Here is a 20,473-nt window from a genome sequence, read left to right as displayed (position 1 = left end):
TGCGTACTCTCTATTCTTCATCCCAGGCGAACGGTATAAGCACATACTCGCCTGTTATCGCATCCACATAACCATGCCCTTCTTTAAAGTTACGCCCATATACAAGCACGGGTGCCGGCGCCATCTGGTCGAAGTAAGCTGGCCAGAGATACTGCAGCTTCAGGGGCTCATTCTTCAGGAAAGATTCAATCGCCTGTTCCTTCGTTACGATATTTTTCGAGTCAGGCAGGTTTAGTTTTTCTTTCGGAGCCGCGAGCGAGAATGCAACTACTTTGCCTGTTTGCTTGTTTATACTCACCTGATAGGACCGGTCGAGTACCGGAATATCCTGGTACAATTCGTTAAAGGAGAAGAAATATTCGGCCGGTTCTTCTGGTGACATGCCCTGCGGGAGTTTGCTTTTATCGACCCAGACTGGAAGCCGCTCAGGTTCCCACGTATAGTCGATCCACTTTAGCTGTCCGGCTGTCGGGCCGGCATACGTCTCCAGGAAGGCGAGCGCGGTTGTAAATGCCTGCTCCTTTGTCACTTTTGCTGCTTTTGGCTGTGATTCATCTCCATTGTTTAGCTGCAGGCTGGCATTTCGTACCTGCCCGGTTTTTTTATCAACGTTCATAAAAGCATAAGTCCGGTGATCTTCGGTGCTAAATTGATACATCTGGTAAGGACTGTTCTTCTGATCCTCATGCATAATTTCCTCTTGTAACTGCAGTTTTGAGGCTAAACCATTGGCATCGAATAACGTTTCAATGATCTCTTTTGCTTCCTTCTCAGATCGGGCGAGGAGCGGCTGCCCTTTTGGCTGCAGCGTAACGTTCTTCTCAAATACGCGCGGCTTCGATTGATTCACTGCTTCTTCCCCGCTCATCATGTCGACAAGCTTGCCGGTTTGCGGGTGCAGGTAAGGGTAGAGGCTGGAGTTGTATTGTAATACAGACTTTGTCTTTACTTCAGTGTTAGGAGGGCCGTACTTTTCCGGCTGGGCTTCTATGTAGTTCAAGCTAATGCTGTCTGCTGTCGTAACCATGCGTTTAATGTCTTCCACCGGTTTAGCGCTATCAGGTTTAGGGACAACAATCTTGCTCAGATCAATCGGTTTATATTGGTAGCTAACGACGTGGCCAAACGCATCAACATCCACTCTCGGCCCGATGTCGCCCACTACGGGAAGGCCATTTAATAGAAGCGGGAATTGTACATGGCGGCTTGCCCATGTTATTTTTGTTCCATCATCATTGTAGGTTGTAGAGGCACCGCTTCCGTTTGATTCAGGCTCTCCAAATTGCTTTCTGCCTTCTGTACCAAACCACTGTGAGAGGAATTTGTCTGCCGCCTCGAGGGTTAACGAACGCGATGGGTATTTGTCAGACGTCCATTCGAAGCTTTGGAGGTCGAAGCGAAGCAGCGCTCCCGTTCTACTATCAAATTCAAGGCTGGCATTTGAGCGTTCCTTTGCATTGTTCGCTTCTTCTGCTTTTCCGTTGCTGAGCTGGAGAATAAACCGGTTTTCATTTTCTACCTGAAAGCTTGAGTTTATCGATAATTTCTTGAACTCCGGCTGCAGCGTAAACAGCTTATCAATGGAGCGTTGTACTGCAGGAGGGATAGGCGCGAGCTGCTCTTTAGATTGCTTTAGTGATGCATTCTGGCTGGTCTGGCTTGCCGTCTCGGCAGCCAGAACCGGAACGGAAGATAGAAATGAACTTGCTGCAAGCAAGGCAGCTAGCGATAGTGAACGTTTCATCGGCATTCTCCTTTTGGATTAAAATGGAAGCTATCTCTATCATACTAATTACATAAGAAATAGCAACCATTTTTGGAAAAATTAATTTCTTTTCATCACCCCAAGGACGAAAAAAAATGCGCGACTCTTTCTCGATAACTCATAGAAAGAATTGCGCATTCATATTCATAGGCTTGGAGTGATAATGGTGTTTAACAGTGAATTTATAGTTTTATTGTAACCTGGGTACCGTCCTGTAATTTAATATCAACGATAACAAGACCTTTTTGATGCTGTAACTCGTTGATGATAGAACTCACAAAGTGTTTTATCATCTTGGGATCTAAAGGTACGATTGAAAAAGTTATTTTCTCCGGCTGATGATTCATCCATTTATTTCCCTGTCTCCAGAGAAATTTAGAAGATAGCAAAGAGCCAAAGACGCGCAGAAAACTGTATGGGACTGGAATCGAAAATTTACGTTTATTGTCCGTTTGAATTTTGACTTTAATCATCGAAAGACCTATTCAATAATAACTGCTACAGTATCGCCATTCGCCGATTGAATATCAACAATTTGGCCATCTAATTCATTTTCAATCGCATCGATTAATAAATCAATATCCAAATCTTTTACATATTTTTCTGCCTGGGGTACATTTACCGCAATACCGTGACCTGCTTTTAATACAGCTTTCACAAGTTTAATTGGCAAAGTAACATTCACATTATCGTGCTCTTTAGAAACGACACGTATTTTTAATGTTTTATCTAAATAAGTAGCGGGTGTTGCATGTGAGGATTCTTTTTCCTTTAACACATGGATGAGCTCAGCCGCTTTTTCGGAATCTATTTTCCCTTCCTGTACCATGGTTAATACTTTTGAAATTTCTTCTTTCATTTGAGATCCCTCGATTCATTTTTTAATAATTTGATTGCTTCCTCAGCCGTGATTTCGCCGTTTTCTAACATTGAAACAACTTTTTTCGTCTCTGGTTCACTTTTTTTCGGCGTTTCGGTATCGTATCCGAGTGCGGCAATAATATCGTTTAATTTTCCGCGCACGGTTGGATAAGAAATACCGAGTTCTTTTTCCACTTCTTTAATGTTCCCTCTGCAGATTAGAAATGTTTCGACAAACTGAAGTTGTTCCGGAGGTAAAGAAGCAATCTTCGATAGCTTGAATTCATTTTCAATTGTGGTGTGGCAATGCGAGCAGTGCAGTTTCGTAACATGCAATGGATTACTGCAAACCGGACAGTTAGTTAGAACAGAATATGTCATGGGAAAATCCTTTCTGTTATTTAAGTTAATTATATAGTTAAAAATAAACAAAGTAAATATCGATATTAAATTTATTTAAAAAAACCGCACGTATATTAAATATAATCAATTCTAATTTTAATAAATGCAATCAAATTTAAAAGTAAACATGAGAAAAACCCCCTTCCAGGCTATCCTGTATTAGAAAGGGATTTTCACCAGATTTCTTGTGTGATTTGTCGCCTCAGGCATCCACATTACTTCCTATTTAATCAATAACTTCAAACCATAATGGAGATTTATCTTCAGGTTCGCCATTGTAATTTATCGTGATTTCCTCACCCTCCTTAATGTCAGCTATGGCGTAAAAGTCAACTGTTAAATTAGCGAGGTTATTAATAAACGTTGCATTTGGATTGTACGAGTGATTAAATAACGATCCGTATCCTAAAGCAATCGCTGTATCTTCATAATTTTCACCCCAGTTGAAGCAGTAATCAAAAACGACCGTCTTCTTCAGATACTTCCGTTCGGTTTTAGGTGATACAAAAACCGGTGATTCCTCAATGAGTTCACCTATTTTAATATCACGTGCAGCATATATCCCTCTGCCATACTTTCCCGTATTTTTTATATATATCGGTTTCACAGTAGTCACTCCTTTCCGCCATTCTTAATCATTTAAGCAAGTCCACATTGTTCATCTTCTCTCAATCAAGATCCCCCAGGTGCCTCTTCAAATAGCGGCTGCGGACGCGAATGAATTGAAAGATAAACTCAGGTTCACCATCGAATATATCGATCGCTTTCTTTTTATAAGGATCGAGAAGAACATGTGGCCGCAGAGCCTGATGCAGTGAAACTATTTTGTTTTTTAAATGTTTGACTGTAAACGTGGTTTCCAAAGTTTCTTCCAATATGTTTCGGTAATGTTTACGGAATTCCGGTACCTGCAGGAGGAGGTGGGAGAGGTGGTTGTCCTTGCTTCCTTCAATCGGAACATAATTGTACCGCATGGTTCCGCCGTTGACTTTTCGTCCCCAGGTTGCATCATAGTCCCAGGGAATGATTTCAAACAAACCGGTCTCACTGTTGCGATAAAGCGCATAGTTGTGAGTAAACCCGTCATTATTCATCGTACAAACGGCTCCAGCGAGCCAGCGCAAATATTTATCAACATTGATATACTTGGAAATCTCATCAGGAAAATCAGATAGGGGGACGGTGTTGATTTGGTAGATGAATTCGTGGAGGAATTGATCGTCTGAACGGTTTTCAAACACTCGTTCATAACCCGAAAGAAGCGATTCTTTTTGCTTCCCTTCTCTCATCAAGGAAAAGTTGGCGTTATTATTGACGGCATAGTAAATGGGACCCGGAGGGAGGCCTCTCTTTTTCAAAAACATTTCATCTACAGATTCCAATTGCAAATAGACACCTTTAAAAGAGCCATTTCGTGTTAAATTTACGTGTTGACTATGTGGTGACAGAACACCAAGGTCCTGAAAGAAATCAAAAGAAAGCTTATTGCGGATGAGAGAGGGGTCTTTGTATTCCGCATTGAGATGAATTTCGCGGGCCCCGGAGCATCTCCTTGGACTGACGAACTCAATCCGGTAGGATTTTTTGCGAAACTCCCGCGTATAGGAACCTCGGTAGGCGATATCAATATCATAAATGGTGTTTCCTACCTTCAAATAGGCAGAAATAGGGGTATCATCCCATATATCGCTCCGTAAATCTTCTAAATCTTCCTCTTCTATTGTCAAAAAATAAAATGGGATTAAATAGGACACATGTTATCTTTCCTTTCTCCTGTTCTGTAAAAGTCGTAACAGATAGGGTTTAAAATCAGCGCAGGGCAGGTAAAGTATGTGAGAGAAAAGTAAAAAGAGGAGCCAAAAGTGCTCCTCCTTTATTTTTCAGCCGATACTGAGTGCCGTAAACGTGGTAGGACCAATCAGATGGACATCAGTGCTATTTATTTCGTCGGACTCTGTATTCACAGTTACCGTATAACGCGCCAAGGTGGTGTCGTCATCCTGAATAACATCCACATGTGAAAATGGAATAGCAAGTTTATCACCTGGTACTCCAGAAGGGCCAACTTCGAGTACAACTTTATAAATCTCTTCACCATTAGCGGGAGTTCCTCTGAAAATTCTTACGTTTAGATCTGTTTCAGGAATAAGAAGGTCATCGTTATCAACGTGAAACACTCCATTTAACCATACCTTATCGCCTTGATTGACATTGAGTTTGACCGTTGCTACTGTAGTAGGATTTTCCTCGTCGCCTGAAATAACTACCTCTTGAGTACCTTCCTTGTTTGGATCAAGCACAAAAAAGTCAAAACCACGAAGCCTTAATCTACCTGGTCTAGGTGAACTAGTAGTGGTTTGTCCAGTAGTTGCTTGTCCGGTAGTTGTTTGTCCAGTAGTAGTATGGGCTTTTCCTTTTCCTTTTCCTTTTGCCATTTTAAAAACCTCCTTTGTATGTGAAATTACTATATCGTATTCAAAATCTACTAACGTGGGACGGCAGTTGACTCAAGCAATACGTACATTTTTTAAAAATTTTACAATTAAAAAAAGAGCGGAGCAGATGCAAAAAGAGCAGCCTTTCCAGATAAATCAGATTGGCTGCTTCCGTTATATAGTTCGAATATTGGGATTTTTATCAGAAAAACCGAATGAGAATAACAGCTTATCCCCTTCCCTGTACGCTGGCCGCAGCTTCCAATCGGTTTCGCTGTTACTTTGAGAAGCGCTCTTCACTTCGATTACAATATTACCAAATAATCTATCCCCTATATAAACATCCAATCGCCAAAGGCCTGGCTTCGGAAGGGAAATATTAGATGGCATATGTGCATCCGCTCCATTATTAGAACCTCCAACTCCCGCATACTCCCATACTTTATGTTCGTTAGCCGTTCCCCCATCCATTATTAATGCCGGAACTTTTTCATCCGTGTGTTTGTTTGTTGCTTCAACTTTAAGCTTTCCGGAGTTTAAGGTGTTTTTATCTCCCCAGAAATGCCACATCCATTTTTGGCCATTGTTTGCATAAAGTTGAGGTCCGATTATTCCAATTTTCCCTTCCTTGCCGAACATCTCTATAGGACTGTTTGGTCTTTTCGGATCCTTTACCATAAAAGCAGGACTTACTTTCCACTCGTTTGTTGTTTTACTCGAAGCTACAGTTTTACTATTTTCATTACCTTTTGATTGCTCCCCGTTTGAACAACCCGCTACCATCATAAACACTATAAGGATAACAGCAACATTTTTCACGTTTTCAGTCCTCTCTATTTGAATTTATTCCCAATTATACTATAAGCCAAATAATAAAAAACCGGTCCCAGGACTTAAGTTGTTACTAAAAAAGAATCCCCGTTTCAAGCCAGAGTAAGCATTGATAGTTTAATGAGTCACCGGAGCATAACTTATCTCAGGCATGGAAAAAATAACTGAAATTCCTTTCAGGAGGTGGCTCCATGAAAAAGTTAGTAGCTGCACTATTGATTTTCTTAATAAGCTTCATTGTTCTTCCGGTAAATGCAGAGCATACAGTAAGCAAAAACACTCTCTATAGAAAAACCTCGAAGTATTACTTGATACAAACGGAAGAAAAAGACCTTTACGGCACAGGTAAGAAGCAAAAAATTCAGCTTTATGCCCTGAAACGCTATCCTGAATTTGAATTTTCAAGTTCATGGAGGTTGATAATAGATGGAAAAGAGGTAGCAGTCTTAGGAAATAATAGTGATCAGTATAGCCTGGGTGAAGTTAAATTTGTTAATTTGTTAGGAGATAAAACGGATGAGGTTTTATTTTATCGCCATTCCACAGGCAGTGCAGGCGCGATTGGGCTGAACGTATACAAACCAATCCAATTAAAATGGATAGAGATTTTTTCTGACCCTAATCCTGCAATCGGAAAAATGGAAGAACGATTTGAAGTAGTGTATGTAAGCAATTTCACGGTGCTTTTCTTCGATAAACAGACAGGTTTAAAAGCGACAGTCCCACTGTACAAAGAAAATTACGCTGGTATTAAAGAAACCGAACTAACAAAAATAGGCACATGGATCGATCCCATCTCAGAATACAACTTTAATGACATTGACGGGGATGGTATCAAAGAAATTACCGCAATACAAACCATATCAGGTATAGCCCACGCAGACATAATCGCAAAGCTTAAAACCCAATATAGATACAGTAAAAAAGACAGGAAATATGCAGCGGAATATATTGCTCTTTATGATGCGAAAAACCATTTGATTTCGACAGTAAAACCATAACCAATTGTGGAGCGCGCAATCCTGTTGGTACGGATTTATTCACTTTTAAGGTGAAAGACGTATTTAAAATAAAAGACATGAAAATAACACTTAAAAACTATGAACATTTAGAGAGTTTTCCCATACCTCCACATTTAAAACAGTATCATAAGAACATAAAACCTTCATAATTAGAGGGCTTCCTGTTGTACATTTAGGTCATCCAGATAAGCAACAACTTGATTTAGCTTTTCCAAAGCATTTGGAGCCATTTTTAGCTAATTGCATTCCAGAATTTCTGACACTGCCTGTAAATTTACGCGCCCACGATTTCCAGAATTAATCATTGCAAAATAACCTTTTTCTGACTTGAGAATTAATGTGTAAGATTGTTTGTAAATTATCCATAGGTACGTATCCCCCTTTTAAACTTTTTTATAACTCCTTTCCCAACTGGCCTGGAGCCGCAAATTATGTATCCTGCCAAACATAACCAAAAAAGGACAGCACCGCGCCATCCCTTCTGTTTTATATGTTCGTGTGACTCGTAACAAAAATCCCTTTAACATCGTCCCTGGCTATTTCACGTGAGTCTGTTGCATCTTTCAAATTTTGAACCCTAAGCGTTTCTCCCTTGCCCAGCTTTTCCCGGTATTTCTCCTCCAAATCCATGTGTGTCACAAGGTCTTTGCTGTCCCCGTTCTCATATTCTATCCAGCTTTCTTCCTCAAGAAGATAAAAATAGCTGTTATTCGTTGTTTCGAACACTATCTTGACATCTTCTGTTTTACGCACGCCAACCGGTTCATTATGATGAGTTGTCACAATTACTGCTTCCTCCTGTGTAATTAATATAGCGAATGCTTCCAAACGTAAATAGCTTACTCAGCCTTTCTCCTTGTAATTGTTACCTGATAACATTGTCCATATAAAAAATATGGGGACAATAAAGAATGCACACACCAGCATACATACCGACAGAATTGCTCCAATGGCAGCCAGCCAGTATGGCATAAAAATCAAAGCGGTTAACACGAAAAAGAGTATCCGAAAAAGGCTGCGTACAAATTTCCTTTCAAAGTAGGAAGTCAAACATTTCACTCCTTGTAAAATATATTGCCGCACTACCTTAATTGTAAATAACTGTATAATCTATAATACGCATACCTTCATGAAAAATACAAATAAAAGGTTAGTTTCCGCAAGAAGTTTATCAGGTATAGACAGCAATATAAAAATCCCGCCTGCTTTATCTTCCGCAGGTGGGATTTTTGGTTTTCAATTCAGTGTTAATCTTCTTTCTTGAGCTCCACAATAGCGCGTGCATATGACTCCGGTACCCGGCCTCGCTGTTCAAACGGCAGAACTTCCTGATCACTCTGCTCCTTCTGACTTTTAACTTTGTAAGTATTCCATGGTTTAGGTTTTGGAGTGTTTACGTCATCCATACCTGTCCCTCCTTAGTGTTTGGCTCCTTCATAGTATGTACGGGGGAAGGTAATATAATGAATAGTGATTAGAATATATCCTCCCTTTCATACCTCCATTCTTATCTTTAGTAGGGTCAGTATTTATATGGTTTCGAAAGATTTCTCTTTAAAAACAGTGATAAAATAGTCTATAATGAATTATCTAAAAATATAAAAGCATACATAAGGGGAGACATGGAACATGAAGAAGAAGAAAAAAATACTAGGTGTAGTTCTGCTGGCTGTGTTTTTGCTGCTTGCAGCCTGTGGCAACCAGCCGGCATCCGGGGGGAAATCTGAGGAGAAAGCATCCGGAGATCAGAAATCGACTGAAACGAAGAAAAAAGTAAGCATTGGTATTACCCAGATCATTGAGCATCCTGCACTTGACGCTTCCCGTGAAGGATTTATCCAGGCACTAAAAGATAATGGATTTGCTGATGCAGACATCGATTTCCAATCTGCACAGGGAGACCCAAGCATGGTTTCGTCCATCGCGCAGAAGTTTGCTGCCGATAAAAAAGACGCGATTCTAGCTATAGCAACATCAAGCGCCCAATCCGTTGTAAAAGCAACAGAAGGTACGGATATCCCTGTATTTTTCACAGCCATAACCGATCCGCTCGGCGCTAAACTCGTGGACAACCTTGAGAAGCCAGGGAAAAACGTAACAGGGTATTCAGATACACACCCGGAGGCAATTAACAAGCTGGTTGCTTTAATGAAAGAATTGATGCCAGATAAGAAAACGGTTGGTATTATTTATAATTCAGGTGAAGCAAACTCGGTGGTTAACGTAAACAACGCAAAGAAAGCAATGGACAAGAACGGACTGAAAGCGGTTGAGGTCAATGCGGGAAATACGTCGGAAGTAAAGCAGGCCGCCGATTCGCTCGTAGGTAAAGTGGATATGCTGTATATTCCAAAAGACAATACAGCCGTAGCTGCTTTGAAGACGATCGTGCAAGTAGCCGAGCAAAATAAAATTCCTATGTTTGTCGGGGAAATGGATTCTGTTCGCAACGGCGGTTTTGCCGGATTTGGGGCAGACTATAAAGATCTTGGATACAAAACAGGATTAATGGCAGTAAAAGTCCTGAAGGGAGAGGCAAAGCCAGGGGATCTGCCGGTTCAATTCCCTAAGGAACTTAATCTTGGAGTAAATAAGGAAGCAGCAGCTAATGAAGGCATTGACCTTGGAAAACTAAAGGCGCAGCTTGATAAATACAACCCGGTTTACTTTGAAAAAAACTGAAAAAAAATAAAGTAGTTAAATGAAATGACCCTTCCTAAAGCCTGTAATCAGGCAAAGGAAGGGTCATTTTATTTTTCTTGGCTAAGATTACCCCATTATTATCCAAAATTTTTGTTTCAGCAAGTGCAAACTCTTTTTTATCAAACTCATAAATATAAGTGTTGTGAACAGAAAGAACAGATGTCGGATGTGAAAAGGCAAACACCCACTGAATGGTTTCTATATCGAAGACGCATCTTCCCTGCATACTCACTTTTAAAACGGTTAGAATTAGAATTTACTTTATCTCTAGGATCAGTAAAGATTCGTTTCCAAACACCATCTATAAGACTGTATACATGTAATCCCATGGCTCCGCCACTGCCAGTCGAATATTGATAAAAAAACACCTCATTCTGGCTGTCATTTGTAATTTCACCAAGCGCGATGTTACTCCCAACGTATTTAGTACGATCCAAAGTGCCTACTATTTTACCGTCAAGTTTTAAGACAGTTGCTCTTGGAAAACCATAAACAGGATTATAAACAGGACCATAAAGTTTTGCTTTGTGCATTATTTTGGGATCAGGTGAAGAAAATTCCATGGTTTGAAGCAATTCGTTTGCTTCCTTGGGATAGGGCAAGCATGGAGAACCAGCTAAAAATAAAACGTAATTAGGAAGATTACAGGTCAGTTTAGGACCTATTATAGTTATTTCATCCACATGCAGTAAATCAATAATGATCCTGCAATGTTGGGTAACCCAACAAACAACAGCTTTGTACTCCAGATCAGCCTTCTTCTCCGATCCTCCCCTGTTTCAGCCGAGAAATTAGCCCTTAACCTGTCCCCGCTCACAAGCGCTCCCGATAGTAATGCCGCTATTATAATGAAAAAACCACCGACATACAGTGCATATGGTACGATTAATGTCCAATCACCTTTAACAACGGAAAACAAACCTATAATAACGAATAAACTAATACCAGTTGCAAGCGATTTAAACAAAAGTATCACCCCAATGTGTCTTTTTTTCCAGCCATTTTTGAACTCCCTTCTATTCATTATTCAAAAACACGAATATGAATTAATTGGAGCGAACTTTTCATACCATGTAAGTTTTTTACTCAGCTTTATGCTTTCCCTTCTTTTATTGTTTGTACTTTCCTATGTGGTGTACAAGTATATCGACTTAAAGGGAATTCAATTCTCCAGATATGTAGAGAAGAAATTGTTTACTTTTTTCCTCCCTCGCCAAACGAGAATGCCTGCTCGGTCTGAATTTATTTCTAATACAACCACCATTGAACATACGTCTGGAAATGACCTGTGTAGATAAAATTTTTATTCTGATTCCTTGGGATTGTTACATGGGAACCGATTAGCGTCTACTCCAAAAATCTCTCTTTTATACCAGGCGCAGGTAACATGCAACTTTCTCTTTTTCCGAACCATTTATAGCGGTTTTTTGCAATAATTTCGTAGAAAAAATCCCTAATTGGCCGCGGAATGATTACCAAGAGATAAAATAATTTCCATATCCCCTCTAAATTTCTACAAATATGAAGGGCAGCTGAGGATTTGACATAATATTCTTCGTTATCTATCAATATAATGCTATCAATATCATGCGGAATTTTATATTTCTCCAGAAGCTTCTGTCCAATATCGCTTTGAAGGGAGGCAAATTTATAATATCCCTTGGGATCCTTTTTAATTATAAATTGAACACTCTGATTGCAGAAGTTACAGATACCATCAAATAAGATAATCCCATTCATTAGTCACATCTCCCTTTTTGCGATGATAATTTGTCAATTCATTTCATGTATTTTTAAAAATACTATCATTTTTACAACCGATTCGTCTAATTTTCCATGGTAAATTAATTGGTTGATGTATGTAATTATCATTCAATTGATTTCCTATTTGAAAAATATGTAAAGGGGAAAGGGGAAAGGGGAAGAGAGAAAAATGAAATTCATGAAAGGTCTTCTCGTCTTGCTATTATGCCTTTCTATGTCCACACCTGCCTGGGCAGCGGATGATACTGAGGAGGGTAGCTATTCTACACAGCCTATTGACTTTTATTATCCCGAAGATATTGATGGCCATTGGGCCGCAGAAGCACTTGATGATCTTATTAGTGCTGATATTGTGAAAGGCTATGATCAGGGAGAAGGAACAGTTCAACTAAAGCCAAACAACGCCATTACACGTGCTGAATTCGTTTCCTTATTAGTTCGTGCCCTGGATTTAAAGCCAACCGGGCAGAGTAAAACATTTATCGATGTAAAAAAAGGCCAGTGGTTTTATAACGATGTAACCACCGCTACTTCCTTAGGGATCGTAGGCGGAATCAATGCAAATCAGTTTGCGCCAACTGCCAAAATCAAGCGCGATGAAATTGCCGCCTTGATGGAATCGGTTTGCTGTCCTCAACATAAAAGACGAACAGAAAGAATTTAACCTCATGGGTAAAAACATTACAGAAGATATTAAGGGGAAAATTTACTTAAAGAAAGATAAAGATGGGCAATGGAAGATCTATAACAGCGACATCCAGACACCAAATCTTGAAAAAGAGATAGGATCCCTTCAGAGTATAGGTACGTAAGCAAAGAACTTGACTCTATTGCTGAAATGATAAAATCCCTCTTAAGTGAACATAAAGCGAAAAGAACGCTCCCGTTTACTTAAGAGGGATTTTTATGTACGGCTAATCACAAATTTAATCAATACATTCGCTTACGATTACAGACCATTCTTTCCCCTTATAAGCGTTGTAGCCTTTAGTACGGCAGAAAGCAAAGATTTTTTCCTGTCCGAATTCTTTTTCAATGGTATATCCATACTCTTCTCCTGCCATTAACTTTTTTACGGCAGTAAGTGAAGTCAGATTTTTTTGTAAAATTTCGTTTCGATTACGCGAGCCGATGACAACACCTTGATTATTAATGACAAATAAATCGCTTTGGCTGCTTATTTTTACTGAGTCAATAATATCGTAAATAAAAGACCAGTTAAATCTTGTGGTAAATACGCCCAGAATAGAACCTTTATCATCACGCACAGGACAGGAGTAAGCAACAGTATATCCGTTCATCGCTTTTGAAAAATACATATCCGACACATACACATTGTTAGTGTCCATTGTCTCTTTAAACCAGGTGCGGTTTGACATATCTTCCCCCACGAGTTTCTGGTTTACACTAGACGCAATGACAACACCTGCTCTATTCACTACGAACATATCATAATAGACTTCATAAATATCGACAATTTGTTTCATAAACCTTGTGGCGTTTATCTGACTTGTTCGATCATTCTCAAGCAGACACGACTTAATTTCTTTGAAAGTAGCCCATGCTTGAACGTCGCAATTGCGTTCAAATAAATTACGATCAATTTTATCGATTGTATCATAGGCGACATCGGCGGTACGAACCGCAATGACTTCATTTGCTTTCTGCTGGATATTATTAATAAGCTCATAGCTTTTATCGTTAGCCTGCTTGCTCTGTAAAGAGAAACGCTTAATTTCATTTGCAACTACGGAAAAGCCCCGCCCCGCTTCACCTGCACGCGCTGCTTCAATCGCTGAGTTAAGAGAAAGTAAATTAGCCTGGGAGGCTACCTGATCAATGGTCTGTACGACGCTTTTCATTTGCTTATTTGCTTGTTTGAGCTCGTTTAGTAATACCGAAACGTTCAGTCTCTCTTCTATCTTTTCTTTTATCACTTAACTCCCCTCCATTTTTATATATTGTATGAAGAATAGCATATATTGAGGGGAGCTTAAGATTTTATGTTAGATTTTCTCACATGAAATATGAACTCCATAAACGTTTTTGATGACTAAACTCCAATCTTGACCCTAATGCTGCGTTATAGCTTACAGTAAACACGAAGATAAATTCTCATAAGCAGAAAGGAGATTTAATATGGAACAATTTTACGTTATGCCTTCTTTTGTCAAGCTATCCGTACACCATATCACTGAATCCGCTGAGTGGTATGCAAAAGCATTGGGATTCGAAACCGTTTTTTCAATGCCTGGTCCGGATGGTAAAACCATGCTCACTCACCTGCGTCGGGCAAAATACCAGGACATTCTTCTCGTTGCTACACCCTCCGAATTTTTTTCAACACAGGAACATCCCGGATACGGAGTTACAATCAACTTCGCATCTGACAACGTTGATGAGATTTTTGAAAAATCAAAGAAGCTAGGTGCCAGCATTATCGAGGGCCCTCTAAATCGCCCCTGGAATGCACGGGAGATTACGATTCAGGATTTGGATGGATACCAATTAACATTCACACAACAAATGGACCCATCTAAAACATTTACCGATGTCATTACTAATGTACAAAACAACAGATAGCCTCGTGGACAAAGTAATTGATTTTAGGGGAATTTAGAATTAAGAGGACCCAATGTACCATAACGATACAACGGGTCCTCTTTTATACTGCTTACTGACAGATTATTTTATTTTACTTATTCTCTTTAAATTTTAGGACAACCTTCCCAGAATCGCCAGAGATTGCTGTTTCATAAGCCATTTTATACTCTGTAAACGGCACAATCTTTGAAATTACAGGTGATACATTAAACTCTTCCTTCTTCAAATATTCTATGCTTTGTTCGAAGTCATGCGGGAAAGTATAAATAATGCTCCCATGTAACGTGATTTCATTTCTGACAATCTGTACAATCGGAAGATCGGCCTGCTGTGCGAGCCCAATTAAAATGGTGTCTCCACCTGGACGTGTGAGCTGGACGGCCTGTTCAACTGATTGTTTAACGCCTGCCGCTTCAATGACCACGTCAAACGTTTCATCCGTGATTTCTTCAGGGTAAACCGCTGTTATATCACCGAGACTTTTCACTCTTTCCAGCTTCACCGGGTTAATATCAATGGCCGTTACACGAGCGCCTAAATGATTTCCCAGTGCTGCTGCTAACATCCCTTCATTTCCGCACCCAATAATAGCAACCGAAGTGCCCTCTGTTATGGTTGCCTTCTTAAGTGCATGAACAACAACAGCAAAAGGTTCAATTAAAACCGCTCTTTCATCGGCCATATCATCGGGAATGGGCAGTACATATTTTGCCGGGATAACAATCTCCTCTGAAAACCCTCCATTGGTATTAACCCCTATCGATTTCTTATGGCGGCAAATATTTGTTTTTCCTTTTAGGCAAAAGTCACACTCACCACAGAAGGAATTAGGGAAAATCACAACCCTCGTCCCTACTTTATAGTTAACATCTTTGCCGGCTTCTATTATCGTTCCTACTAATTCATGGCCCGGACGAAGCGGATAAGAAGCATGCTTTAAGCTTCCTTTAAAGACTCCAAGATCCGATCCACAAATCCCTCCATAAATCACTTCAATCTTTACTTCCTCATTCAACAGCGAAGGTAAAGAACTAACCTCTCGCAGTTCTAAATCACCCGGTTTATTTAAATACAATTCTAACATCTTCATCGCCACCCATCACTTCGTTGTGTTTGTTTGTTAACCTTGATGTTCCGGCAGTAAACTTTAGTACTGTTATTTTACCATTAATTCAGTCGGGGGATGTTGAGAGCCCTCCGGGATAGCGGGTTCAATAGGTTCTAAATCTGTGAGCAGGAACAGATAACTTAGAATCCCAACGACGAGAAGAGCGGCTGCCACCAGGAAGGCGTACATAAAGGATCCTGTAGCTTGAACGATAAATCCCGTGGCAATAGGAGCAATAATTCCCATAGAATTATTTCCGAAGGTTAAAATTCCTGTCAACGTTCCTACACTTCCCTTCGGTGCAATAAAGGTGGGAATGGTGTAGGCAACCCCCGAAGTAACAACAAGACCACCCAGTGCCAAAGAAATCCAAAATACGGCAACGTTAGGGTTATGGGTAAATGCTGCACCAATGATGGACAGACCGAAAAGCATCCCTATCACCAGGGTCGTTTTGCGTACCCTCGTTGAATTATACCCCTTGTTTACAAGGCGATCGACGAGCCAACCACCAAAGACGAATTCTGTAATGGTCCCTACAATCCACGGGATCGCCGAGTACCACCCCGATTTCAAGATCGACATGCCCATTTCTGTTGCAAGGTAGCCTGGAAGCCAGGTGAGAAATAAAAACCACGAGTATCCATAGGCTGCAAATCCAATAAATACGGCCCAGACCTTTCGCTTTGTCAACAGGTAACGCAAATTTTCCATTGCACTGCCTGAAGCTTCTTCTGAACTTTGTGAACCGCCCTCAACAATGTAAGCATATTCTTCCTTTGTTAACCGTTCGTCTTCATGTGGCTCACGGTACCATACCCAAAACACAATGGCATAAAGAAGGCTAAGAATGGCAGTTGCAACAAAACCGCCGCGCCATCCCCATTCGGTAACGATTAAGGCGATGATCGGAGCACCGATGGCATTAGAAAGTTTAGACTGTGCGTCATAGGAAGTGATAGCCTTCCCCCGTTCATTTTTAGGAAACCAATGACTGATGGCCTTGGCAGCTGCCGGGAAATAGGGAGCCTCCCCAACACCTAATAAAACCCTGGATAATATGATTAATCCCCATCCATTGGCTACTGCCGTTAAAAGACAGGCTACCGTCCATATCATCGTACCGACCCTTGTTACCCATTTGACCCCTAGCTTATCAAGTAAGGGGCCCACAGGAATCTGAAGAATGGCGTACGACCAGGCAAAGGCAGATAAAAAGATCCCCATCTGGCCTGGCGTCAAATTAAATTCCTCTTTTAACAGCGGCATTGCAATTGACATATTGGTTCGATCAAAATAGTTAACGATAACCCCGACAGCAATTAGGAAGGCTATCGACCAACGGTGTTTTTTCATGTATTCCTCACCATCCACTCATTTTTATATTCCGTTAAAAATCCATAGTTTTCATTATAGCAGTATTGTTTAGATATTTGGAGAAACGAATCTCTTATCGTTTCGATTTCTAAATTCTCTCAGAAGTTGAAACCGCTTTAATTTTATACCGCTCTTTATGCATCTACTGAGGTGTATACCGATTCACGCTCCTTCTTTACTTTAACCTTTAACCAATCAACCTTCTTTGTCACACTCATTAATTCACCCACTTGCTCTTAAACAGTATAGCCCATGGTTGACACTCGTAAAAATAACTATAAATCATAAAACCAATGACTTTTTGTAATAGAGAGGTGTTCATTCAACCAAACAACTGCTTTCCTCTACAAATGTTTTAAATTGAGTTACGGCAGGTGACATGTATCCATTCGTTCGCCATGCCATATAAACGATCCTTCTGCACACTGGTTCACAGACACGAAGAAGTGAAAGCCTTGTCATATCCAGGCCTGGAACAAAGGGGGCGAGCGCAACCCCAAAATTAGCTGCGACCAGTCCAGCTATCGTTGCATCTTCAACACCTTCAAAAGAAACGGTTGGTTGAAACCCCGCATTTTGGCAAAGCCTCTCAATGACATCACGTATACCACTTTCATGTTTATAAATGACAAAGGGCTCATTGGCTACTTCTTTCAAATAAACTTGCTTTCTATCGGCCAAACGGTGCTCTTTTGGAACAATGAGAAATAATTCCTCATTAATAATTGGGACAGTGCTAATATGTTCAACCTGTTCATTGGGGGAACAGAATCCAAGATCGACTTTCGTAGATTCCAATTGATTCATAATTTTGTTTGTTGTATCTTGGGTTAGTTGAAACCTTATATCTGGGAACTTTCTTCTGAACACACCCAATAAATTTGGAACAAACCTTGATCCCAGTGTGTGGATAAATGCGAGTGATACGGTTCCATGTAAAGGATTAACCATGTCCTTAAGTTCTTGTCTTGCAATGGTGATTTCCTGTAAGATTTGATCTACATGCTCTAAGAATGATTTTCCATATTGATTTAAAATGACGCCGCGAATTTTCCGTTCAAATAACGGGACGCCCAATTCGTCTTCAAGCTTGGCAATAGACCGGCTCAATGCAGGTTGGGTAAGAGCCAATTCATCCGCAGCCCTCGTAAAGTTCTGAAGTTTTGCCAATGTTTGAAAATAGAGAAGCTGATGCAAATCCATTGAGGCTCCTCCTGCAATTATTTTGTTGTAAACCTCTTACATGTTAAATTAAAACCGGCTGTTCAGTAATACTTTTACTTTTTTCCTGGAATGCGTTAACCCGGGCGACCCCGCTTTCTGTCGCTGCCCTGGATACAGCTGCAGCAACGTGGGGAGCTACTCTCTTTTCAAAAGGATGCGGAATAACATAATCCGCATGAAGATCATTTTCCGCAATTAAATCTGCTATCGCATAGACGGCCGCTAGTTTCATGGACTCATTAATTTCTGAGGCTTGAACGTCCAGCGCCCCTCGAAAGATGCCTGGAAATGCCAGTACATTGTTTACCTGGTTTGGAAAATCAGATCGGCCTGTCCCAACAACTTTTGCCCCTGCTTTTTTCGCTTCTTCCGGCATAATTTCCGGAATCGGATTGGCCATCGCGAAGACAATCGCATCTCGATTCATTGTTTTGACCATCTCTTGATTCAATGCTCCTGCTGCCGAAACCCCTAAGAATACATCAGCACCTTTTACTGCATCCGCAAGGGTTCCTGTTCTGCGTTCCCTATTCGTCATCTGTGCGATTTCTTCTTTTACCGCATTCATTCCATTCTTTCTTCCTTCACAAATGATTCCCCTGGTGTCACATAGCAGGATGTCCTGGACTCCCATTGAGGATAATAGCTTAACGATGGCTACACCTGCGGCTCCCGCTCCGTTTACCACGACACGAGTTTCAGCCAGTGTTTTATCTACTACATTTAAGGCATTGAGTAACCCTGCGGCAGCAACAATGGCGGTCCCATGCTGATCATCATGGAAGACAGGAATCTTGCATTCTTTTTTTAGCCTCTCTTCAATTGCAAAACAGCCGTCCCATCCGATACCACGGCAACCAGATTCCCCTTCATCGTATAGTCATACGCTTTATCGTTGTCCTTAAAGATTTCCATGCATGGTTCTGCCACGCCAGGAGAGTAGGCAAGGCTTAAATCTTCAGCACTTTCTAAGGGTACCTTAGACTGCACCTCTAATTTCCCTTTGCATTTTTTATGTAAATCTAAAGCATCCTCGCGTAACTTTTGCATAAAGATCCTCCCGGAAATTATATAATATTCTTTCTTTCTAACTCCTTTATTTCTGTTTCGGTCAATCCCAGCATTTCTTGAAGAACCTCAACATTATGTTCTCCCAGGTCAGGAGCAATGCTTCGGATGCTGCCGGGTGTTTTTTCGAATTTAGGCACAATGCCTGGCACTTTGATTTCTCCCAATCTTGGATGACTTACACTGACAATATTTTCTCTCGCCTTATATTGAGGATGTTCAAAAATATCTTTTATGTTTAAGATAGGACTAACTGGAACGCCATGTTCATCGAGTTTTTCAAATAGGTCATCCCTATCCTTTGTACGTATCCAATCCGCAACAATTCCATTCGTTTCTTCATTGTTTTCCAGGCGTTTAGAATTTGTATAAAATTTTTCATCTGACAGCATATCTTCCCGATCCATCGCCTTGGCCAGCCGATTAAATGTAGAATCCGTACTTGTCACCAGGACAATCCAGTGATTGTCTTTCGTTAAAAACGTACCCGATGGACTGGAATGCCCATTTAGCCCTGGCGCTCTTTCCCTTACTTTACCGAGTTGATCGTATTCGGCGACCAGAAACTCCATCATCCGGAACACGGTTTCATATAGGCCAATGTCCACCATTTGTCCGCTGCCCTCGTCATTGGTATCCCGGTGATAAATAGCAGTTACGGCAGCAAACGCTACATAGATCCCTGTAATGTAATCCGTTAGAGAAAACGAAGGACTAACCGGATGCCGATCTGTAAAACCTTGAAGGTAAGTAAACCCGCTAAACGCTGTAGCCGGCGTACCAAAACCTGCTTTTTCAGAAAAAGGGCCCGTTTGGCCATACCCAGAAACACGAACCATAACCAGATTGGGGTTACCCTTTTTCAACTCATCATACCCGGCACCCCATTTTTCTAATGTTCCAGGCCTAAAGTTTTCTATAACAATATCAACTTTGGAAACTAGTTTTTTAAAGATTTCGACTCCTTCTGGTGTGTGCAAATCCAGTGTGAGTGATTTTTTATTTCTCGACATCCCCGGCCAGCGGAGCGGTTCCCCATCTCGAAAAGGTCCTACAGTCCGTAATGTATCTCCTTTTCCAGGCATTTCAACTTTAATAATCTCGGCTCCAAAATCTCCTAATAATGCGGCTCCAAAAGGTGCAGCAATCATCGTGGAAACATCAAGGATTTTTACTCCTTCTAACGGTGTTCTTTTCATTGTGTTCCTACCTCACTTTTATGTCTCTTCCTTACACACTGACATGGGACTTCTTCTCACCCGGCGAATAAATATCAAGGATATTCCAGTGGCCGGTCGTCGGAACCGGA

At 40.8% G+C, this 20,473-nt stretch carries 22 protein-coding genes and 1 pseudogene; 4 read left to right on the top strand and 19 right to left on the bottom strand.

Features of this window, described 5'->3' with window-relative positions:
- Window positions 1-10: 10 nt before the first annotated feature.
- The 8 genes from MBEAL2_RS16835 to MBEAL2_RS29380 form a co-directional block, all read right to left on the bottom strand.
- Complete coding sequence (locus MBEAL2_RS16835; protein ID WP_047153440.1) at window positions 11-1,744, bottom strand: YcdB/YcdC domain-containing protein; 1,734 nt, start codon at window positions 1,742-1,744, stop codon at window positions 11-13.
- A gap of 203 nt (window positions 1,745-1,947) precedes the next feature.
- A complete protein-coding gene (locus MBEAL2_RS16830) occupies window positions 1,948-2,238 on the bottom strand; it encodes a hypothetical protein (protein WP_047153439.1) in 291 nt (96 codons plus the stop codon).
- An 8-nt stretch (window positions 2,239-2,246) separates the two neighbouring features.
- Window positions 2,247-2,624: an SHOCT-like domain-containing protein gene (locus MBEAL2_RS16825; protein ID WP_047153438.1), complete on the bottom strand. Its 378-nt coding sequence runs from the start codon at window positions 2,622-2,624 to the stop codon at window positions 2,247-2,249.
- Window positions 2,621-3,007 (bottom strand): DUF2089 domain-containing protein, encoded by a 387-nt coding sequence (locus tag MBEAL2_RS16820; RefSeq protein ID WP_047153437.1) that lies wholly within the window; start codon window positions 3,005-3,007, stop codon window positions 2,621-2,623. Before MBEAL2_RS16820 ends, MBEAL2_RS16825 begins: the two co-directional genes overlap by 4 nt.
- A 247-nt stretch (window positions 3,008-3,254) precedes the next feature.
- Complete coding sequence (locus tag MBEAL2_RS16815; RefSeq protein WP_047153436.1) at window positions 3,255-3,635, bottom strand: SET domain-containing protein; 381 nt, start codon at window positions 3,633-3,635, stop codon at window positions 3,255-3,257.
- A 61-nt stretch (window positions 3,636-3,696) separates the two neighbouring features.
- Window positions 3,697-4,782, bottom strand: a complete 1,086-nt coding sequence (locus tag MBEAL2_RS16810) for a CotH kinase family protein (protein WP_047153435.1) — start codon at window positions 4,780-4,782, stop codon at window positions 3,697-3,699.
- A gap of 126 nt (window positions 4,783-4,908) precedes the next feature.
- Window positions 4,909-5,463 carry a hypothetical protein gene (locus MBEAL2_RS16805; RefSeq protein WP_047153434.1) on the bottom strand — a complete coding sequence of 185 codons (555 nt, stop codon included), beginning with the start codon at window positions 5,461-5,463 and terminating at the stop codon, window positions 4,909-4,911.
- Window positions 5,464-5,637: 174 nt separating this feature from the next.
- Window positions 5,638-6,282, bottom strand: coding sequence for a DUF4871 domain-containing protein (locus tag MBEAL2_RS29380; RefSeq protein WP_052947771.1), 645 nt, complete (start codon window positions 6,280-6,282; stop codon window positions 5,638-5,640).
- Between the two features lie 203 nt (window positions 6,283-6,485).
- On the opposite strand from MBEAL2_RS29380, the gene MBEAL2_RS16795 reads away from it, so the two are divergent.
- The gene (locus MBEAL2_RS16795; RefSeq protein ID WP_052947770.1) at window positions 6,486-7,295 is read left to right on the top strand and encodes a YybI family spore inner coat protein; all 810 of its coding nucleotides are present in this window, start codon (window positions 6,486-6,488) and stop codon (window positions 7,293-7,295) included.
- A gap of 507 nt (window positions 7,296-7,802) precedes the next feature.
- Here the strand turns inward: MBEAL2_RS16795 and MBEAL2_RS16790 are convergent.
- Window positions 7,803-8,099 (bottom strand): hypothetical protein, encoded by a 297-nt coding sequence (locus MBEAL2_RS16790; protein WP_152667821.1) that lies wholly within the window; start codon window positions 8,097-8,099, stop codon window positions 7,803-7,805.
- 464 nt (window positions 8,100-8,563) lie between these two features.
- On the bottom strand, window positions 8,564-8,722 hold the full coding sequence (locus MBEAL2_RS31830) for a hypothetical protein (RefSeq protein ID WP_161798225.1): 159 nt from the start codon (window positions 8,720-8,722) through the stop codon (window positions 8,564-8,566).
- A 223-nt stretch (window positions 8,723-8,945) separates the two neighbouring features.
- Between MBEAL2_RS31830 and MBEAL2_RS16780 the strand changes: the two genes are divergently transcribed.
- Entirely contained in the window at window positions 8,946-9,998 is a 1,053-nt protein-coding gene (locus MBEAL2_RS16780; RefSeq protein ID WP_047153431.1) for an ABC transporter substrate-binding protein, read from the top strand.
- Between the two features lie 146 nt (window positions 9,999-10,144).
- Here MBEAL2_RS16780 and MBEAL2_RS31160 read toward each other — a convergent pair whose 3' ends face one another.
- The 3 genes from MBEAL2_RS31160 to MBEAL2_RS16765 form a co-directional block, all read right to left on the bottom strand.
- Window positions 10,145-10,594, bottom strand: coding sequence for a hypothetical protein (locus tag MBEAL2_RS31160; RefSeq protein WP_152667820.1), 450 nt, complete (start codon window positions 10,592-10,594; stop codon window positions 10,145-10,147).
- A 95-nt stretch (window positions 10,595-10,689) separates the two neighbouring features.
- Window positions 10,690-11,043 (bottom strand): DUF5316 domain-containing protein, encoded by a 354-nt coding sequence (locus MBEAL2_RS16770; RefSeq protein WP_152667819.1) that lies wholly within the window; start codon window positions 11,041-11,043, stop codon window positions 10,690-10,692.
- Between the two features lie 323 nt (window positions 11,044-11,366).
- A complete protein-coding gene (locus tag MBEAL2_RS16765) occupies window positions 11,367-11,759 on the bottom strand; it encodes a thiol-disulfide oxidoreductase DCC family protein (protein WP_047153429.1) in 393 nt (130 codons plus the stop codon).
- Between the two features lie 193 nt (window positions 11,760-11,952).
- Between MBEAL2_RS16765 and MBEAL2_RS16760 the strand changes: the two genes are divergently transcribed.
- Window positions 11,953-12,447, top strand: a complete 495-nt coding sequence (locus MBEAL2_RS16760) for an S-layer homology domain-containing protein (RefSeq protein WP_047153428.1) — start codon at window positions 11,953-11,955, stop codon at window positions 12,445-12,447.
- A gap of 262 nt (window positions 12,448-12,709) precedes the next feature.
- Here MBEAL2_RS16760 and MBEAL2_RS16755 read toward each other — a convergent pair whose 3' ends face one another.
- Complete coding sequence (locus tag MBEAL2_RS16755; protein ID WP_236692914.1) at window positions 12,710-13,720, bottom strand: methyl-accepting chemotaxis protein; 1,011 nt, start codon at window positions 13,718-13,720, stop codon at window positions 12,710-12,712.
- Window positions 13,721-13,922: 202 nt separating this feature from the next.
- Between MBEAL2_RS16755 and MBEAL2_RS16750 the strand changes: the two genes are divergently transcribed.
- Entirely contained in the window at window positions 13,923-14,366 is a 444-nt protein-coding gene (locus tag MBEAL2_RS16750) for a VOC family protein (RefSeq protein WP_047153427.1), read from the top strand.
- Between the two features lie 112 nt (window positions 14,367-14,478).
- On the opposite strand, the gene MBEAL2_RS16745 is transcribed toward MBEAL2_RS16750, so the two are convergent.
- The 5 genes and pseudogenes from MBEAL2_RS16745 to MBEAL2_RS16725 all read right to left on the bottom strand — a co-directional run bounded on the left by MBEAL2_RS16745 (window position 14,479) and on the right by MBEAL2_RS16725 (window position 20,363).
- The gene (locus MBEAL2_RS16745; protein WP_047153426.1) at window positions 14,479-15,471 is read right to left on the bottom strand and encodes a zinc-dependent alcohol dehydrogenase; all 993 of its coding nucleotides are present in this window, start codon (window positions 15,469-15,471) and stop codon (window positions 14,479-14,481) included.
- 72 nt (window positions 15,472-15,543) lie between these two features.
- Window positions 15,544-16,851, bottom strand: a complete 1,308-nt coding sequence (locus tag MBEAL2_RS16740; protein ID WP_047153425.1) for an MFS transporter — start codon at window positions 16,849-16,851, stop codon at window positions 15,544-15,546.
- A 339-nt stretch (window positions 16,852-17,190) separates the two neighbouring features.
- Window positions 17,191-18,075 carry a LysR family transcriptional regulator gene (locus MBEAL2_RS16735; RefSeq protein ID WP_047153424.1) on the bottom strand — a complete coding sequence of 295 codons (885 nt, stop codon included), beginning with the start codon at window positions 18,073-18,075 and terminating at the stop codon, window positions 17,191-17,193.
- 43 nt (window positions 18,076-18,118) lie between these two features.
- Window positions 18,119-19,146, bottom strand: a pseudogene (locus MBEAL2_RS16730) (NAD(P)-dependent malic enzyme).
- Window positions 19,147-19,163: 17 nt separating this feature from the next.
- Window positions 19,164-20,363 (bottom strand): CaiB/BaiF CoA transferase family protein, encoded by a 1,200-nt coding sequence (locus MBEAL2_RS16725; RefSeq protein ID WP_047153423.1) that lies wholly within the window; start codon window positions 20,361-20,363, stop codon window positions 19,164-19,166.
- Between the last annotated feature and the right edge of the window lie 110 nt (window positions 20,364-20,473).

Origin of the sequence: Aneurinibacillus tyrosinisolvens, assembly GCF_001015055.1 — a bacterium.
Classification (GTDB): domain Bacteria; phylum Bacillota; class Bacilli; order Aneurinibacillales; family Aneurinibacillaceae; genus Aneurinibacillus_A; species Aneurinibacillus_A tyrosinisolvens.
The sequence above is the reverse complement of the archived record's forward strand: the minus strand, read 5'-3'. Positions and strand labels throughout refer to the sequence as shown.

Bases quoted from the DNA above. Each gene is read 5' to 3' on its own strand.
- MBEAL2_RS16835 (WP_047153440.1), bottom strand. From the start codon at position 1,744: ATGAAACGTTCACTATCGCTAGCTGCCTTGCTTGCAGCAAGTTCATTT.
- MBEAL2_RS16830 (WP_047153439.1), bottom strand. From the start codon at position 2,238: ATGATTAAAGTCAAAATTCAAACGGACAATAAACGTAAATTTTCGATT.
- MBEAL2_RS16825 (WP_047153438.1), bottom strand. From the start codon at position 2,624: ATGAAAGAAGAAATTTCAAAAGTATTAACCATGGTACAGGAAGGGAAA.
- MBEAL2_RS16820 (WP_047153437.1), bottom strand. From the start codon at position 3,007: ATGACATATTCTGTTCTAACTAACTGTCCGGTTTGCAGTAATCCATTG.
- MBEAL2_RS16805 (WP_047153434.1), bottom strand. From the start codon at position 5,463: ATGGCAAAAGGAAAAGGAAAAGGAAAAGCCCATACTACTACTGGACAA.
- MBEAL2_RS16795 (WP_052947770.1), top strand. From the start codon at position 6,486: ATGAAAAAGTTAGTAGCTGCACTATTGATTTTCTTAATAAGCTTCATT.
- MBEAL2_RS31830 (WP_161798225.1), bottom strand. From the start codon at position 8,722: ATGGATGACGTAAACACTCCAAAACCTAAACCATGGAATACTTACAAA.
- MBEAL2_RS16780 (WP_047153431.1), top strand. From the start codon at position 8,946: ATGAAGAAGAAGAAAAAAATACTAGGTGTAGTTCTGCTGGCTGTGTTT.
- MBEAL2_RS16770 (WP_152667819.1), bottom strand. From the start codon at position 11,043: ATGAATAGAAGGGAGTTCAAAAATGGCTGGAAAAAAAGACACATTGGG.
- MBEAL2_RS16765 (WP_047153429.1), bottom strand. From the start codon at position 11,759: ATGAATGGGATTATCTTATTTGATGGTATCTGTAACTTCTGCAATCAG.
- MBEAL2_RS16760 (WP_047153428.1), top strand. From the start codon at position 11,953: ATGAAATTCATGAAAGGTCTTCTCGTCTTGCTATTATGCCTTTCTATG.
- MBEAL2_RS16750 (WP_047153427.1), top strand. From the start codon at position 13,923: ATGGAACAATTTTACGTTATGCCTTCTTTTGTCAAGCTATCCGTACAC.
- MBEAL2_RS16745 (WP_047153426.1), bottom strand. From the start codon at position 15,471: ATGTTAGAATTGTATTTAAATAAACCGGGTGATTTAGAACTGCGAGAG.
- MBEAL2_RS16740 (WP_047153425.1), bottom strand. From the start codon at position 16,851: ATGAAAAAACACCGTTGGTCGATAGCCTTCCTAATTGCTGTCGGGGTT.
- MBEAL2_RS16735 (WP_047153424.1), bottom strand. From the start codon at position 18,075: ATGGATTTGCATCAGCTTCTCTATTTTCAAACATTGGCAAAACTTCAG.
- MBEAL2_RS16725 (WP_047153423.1), bottom strand. From the start codon at position 20,363: ATGAAAAGAACACCGTTAGAAGGAGTAAAAATCCTTGATGTTTCCACG.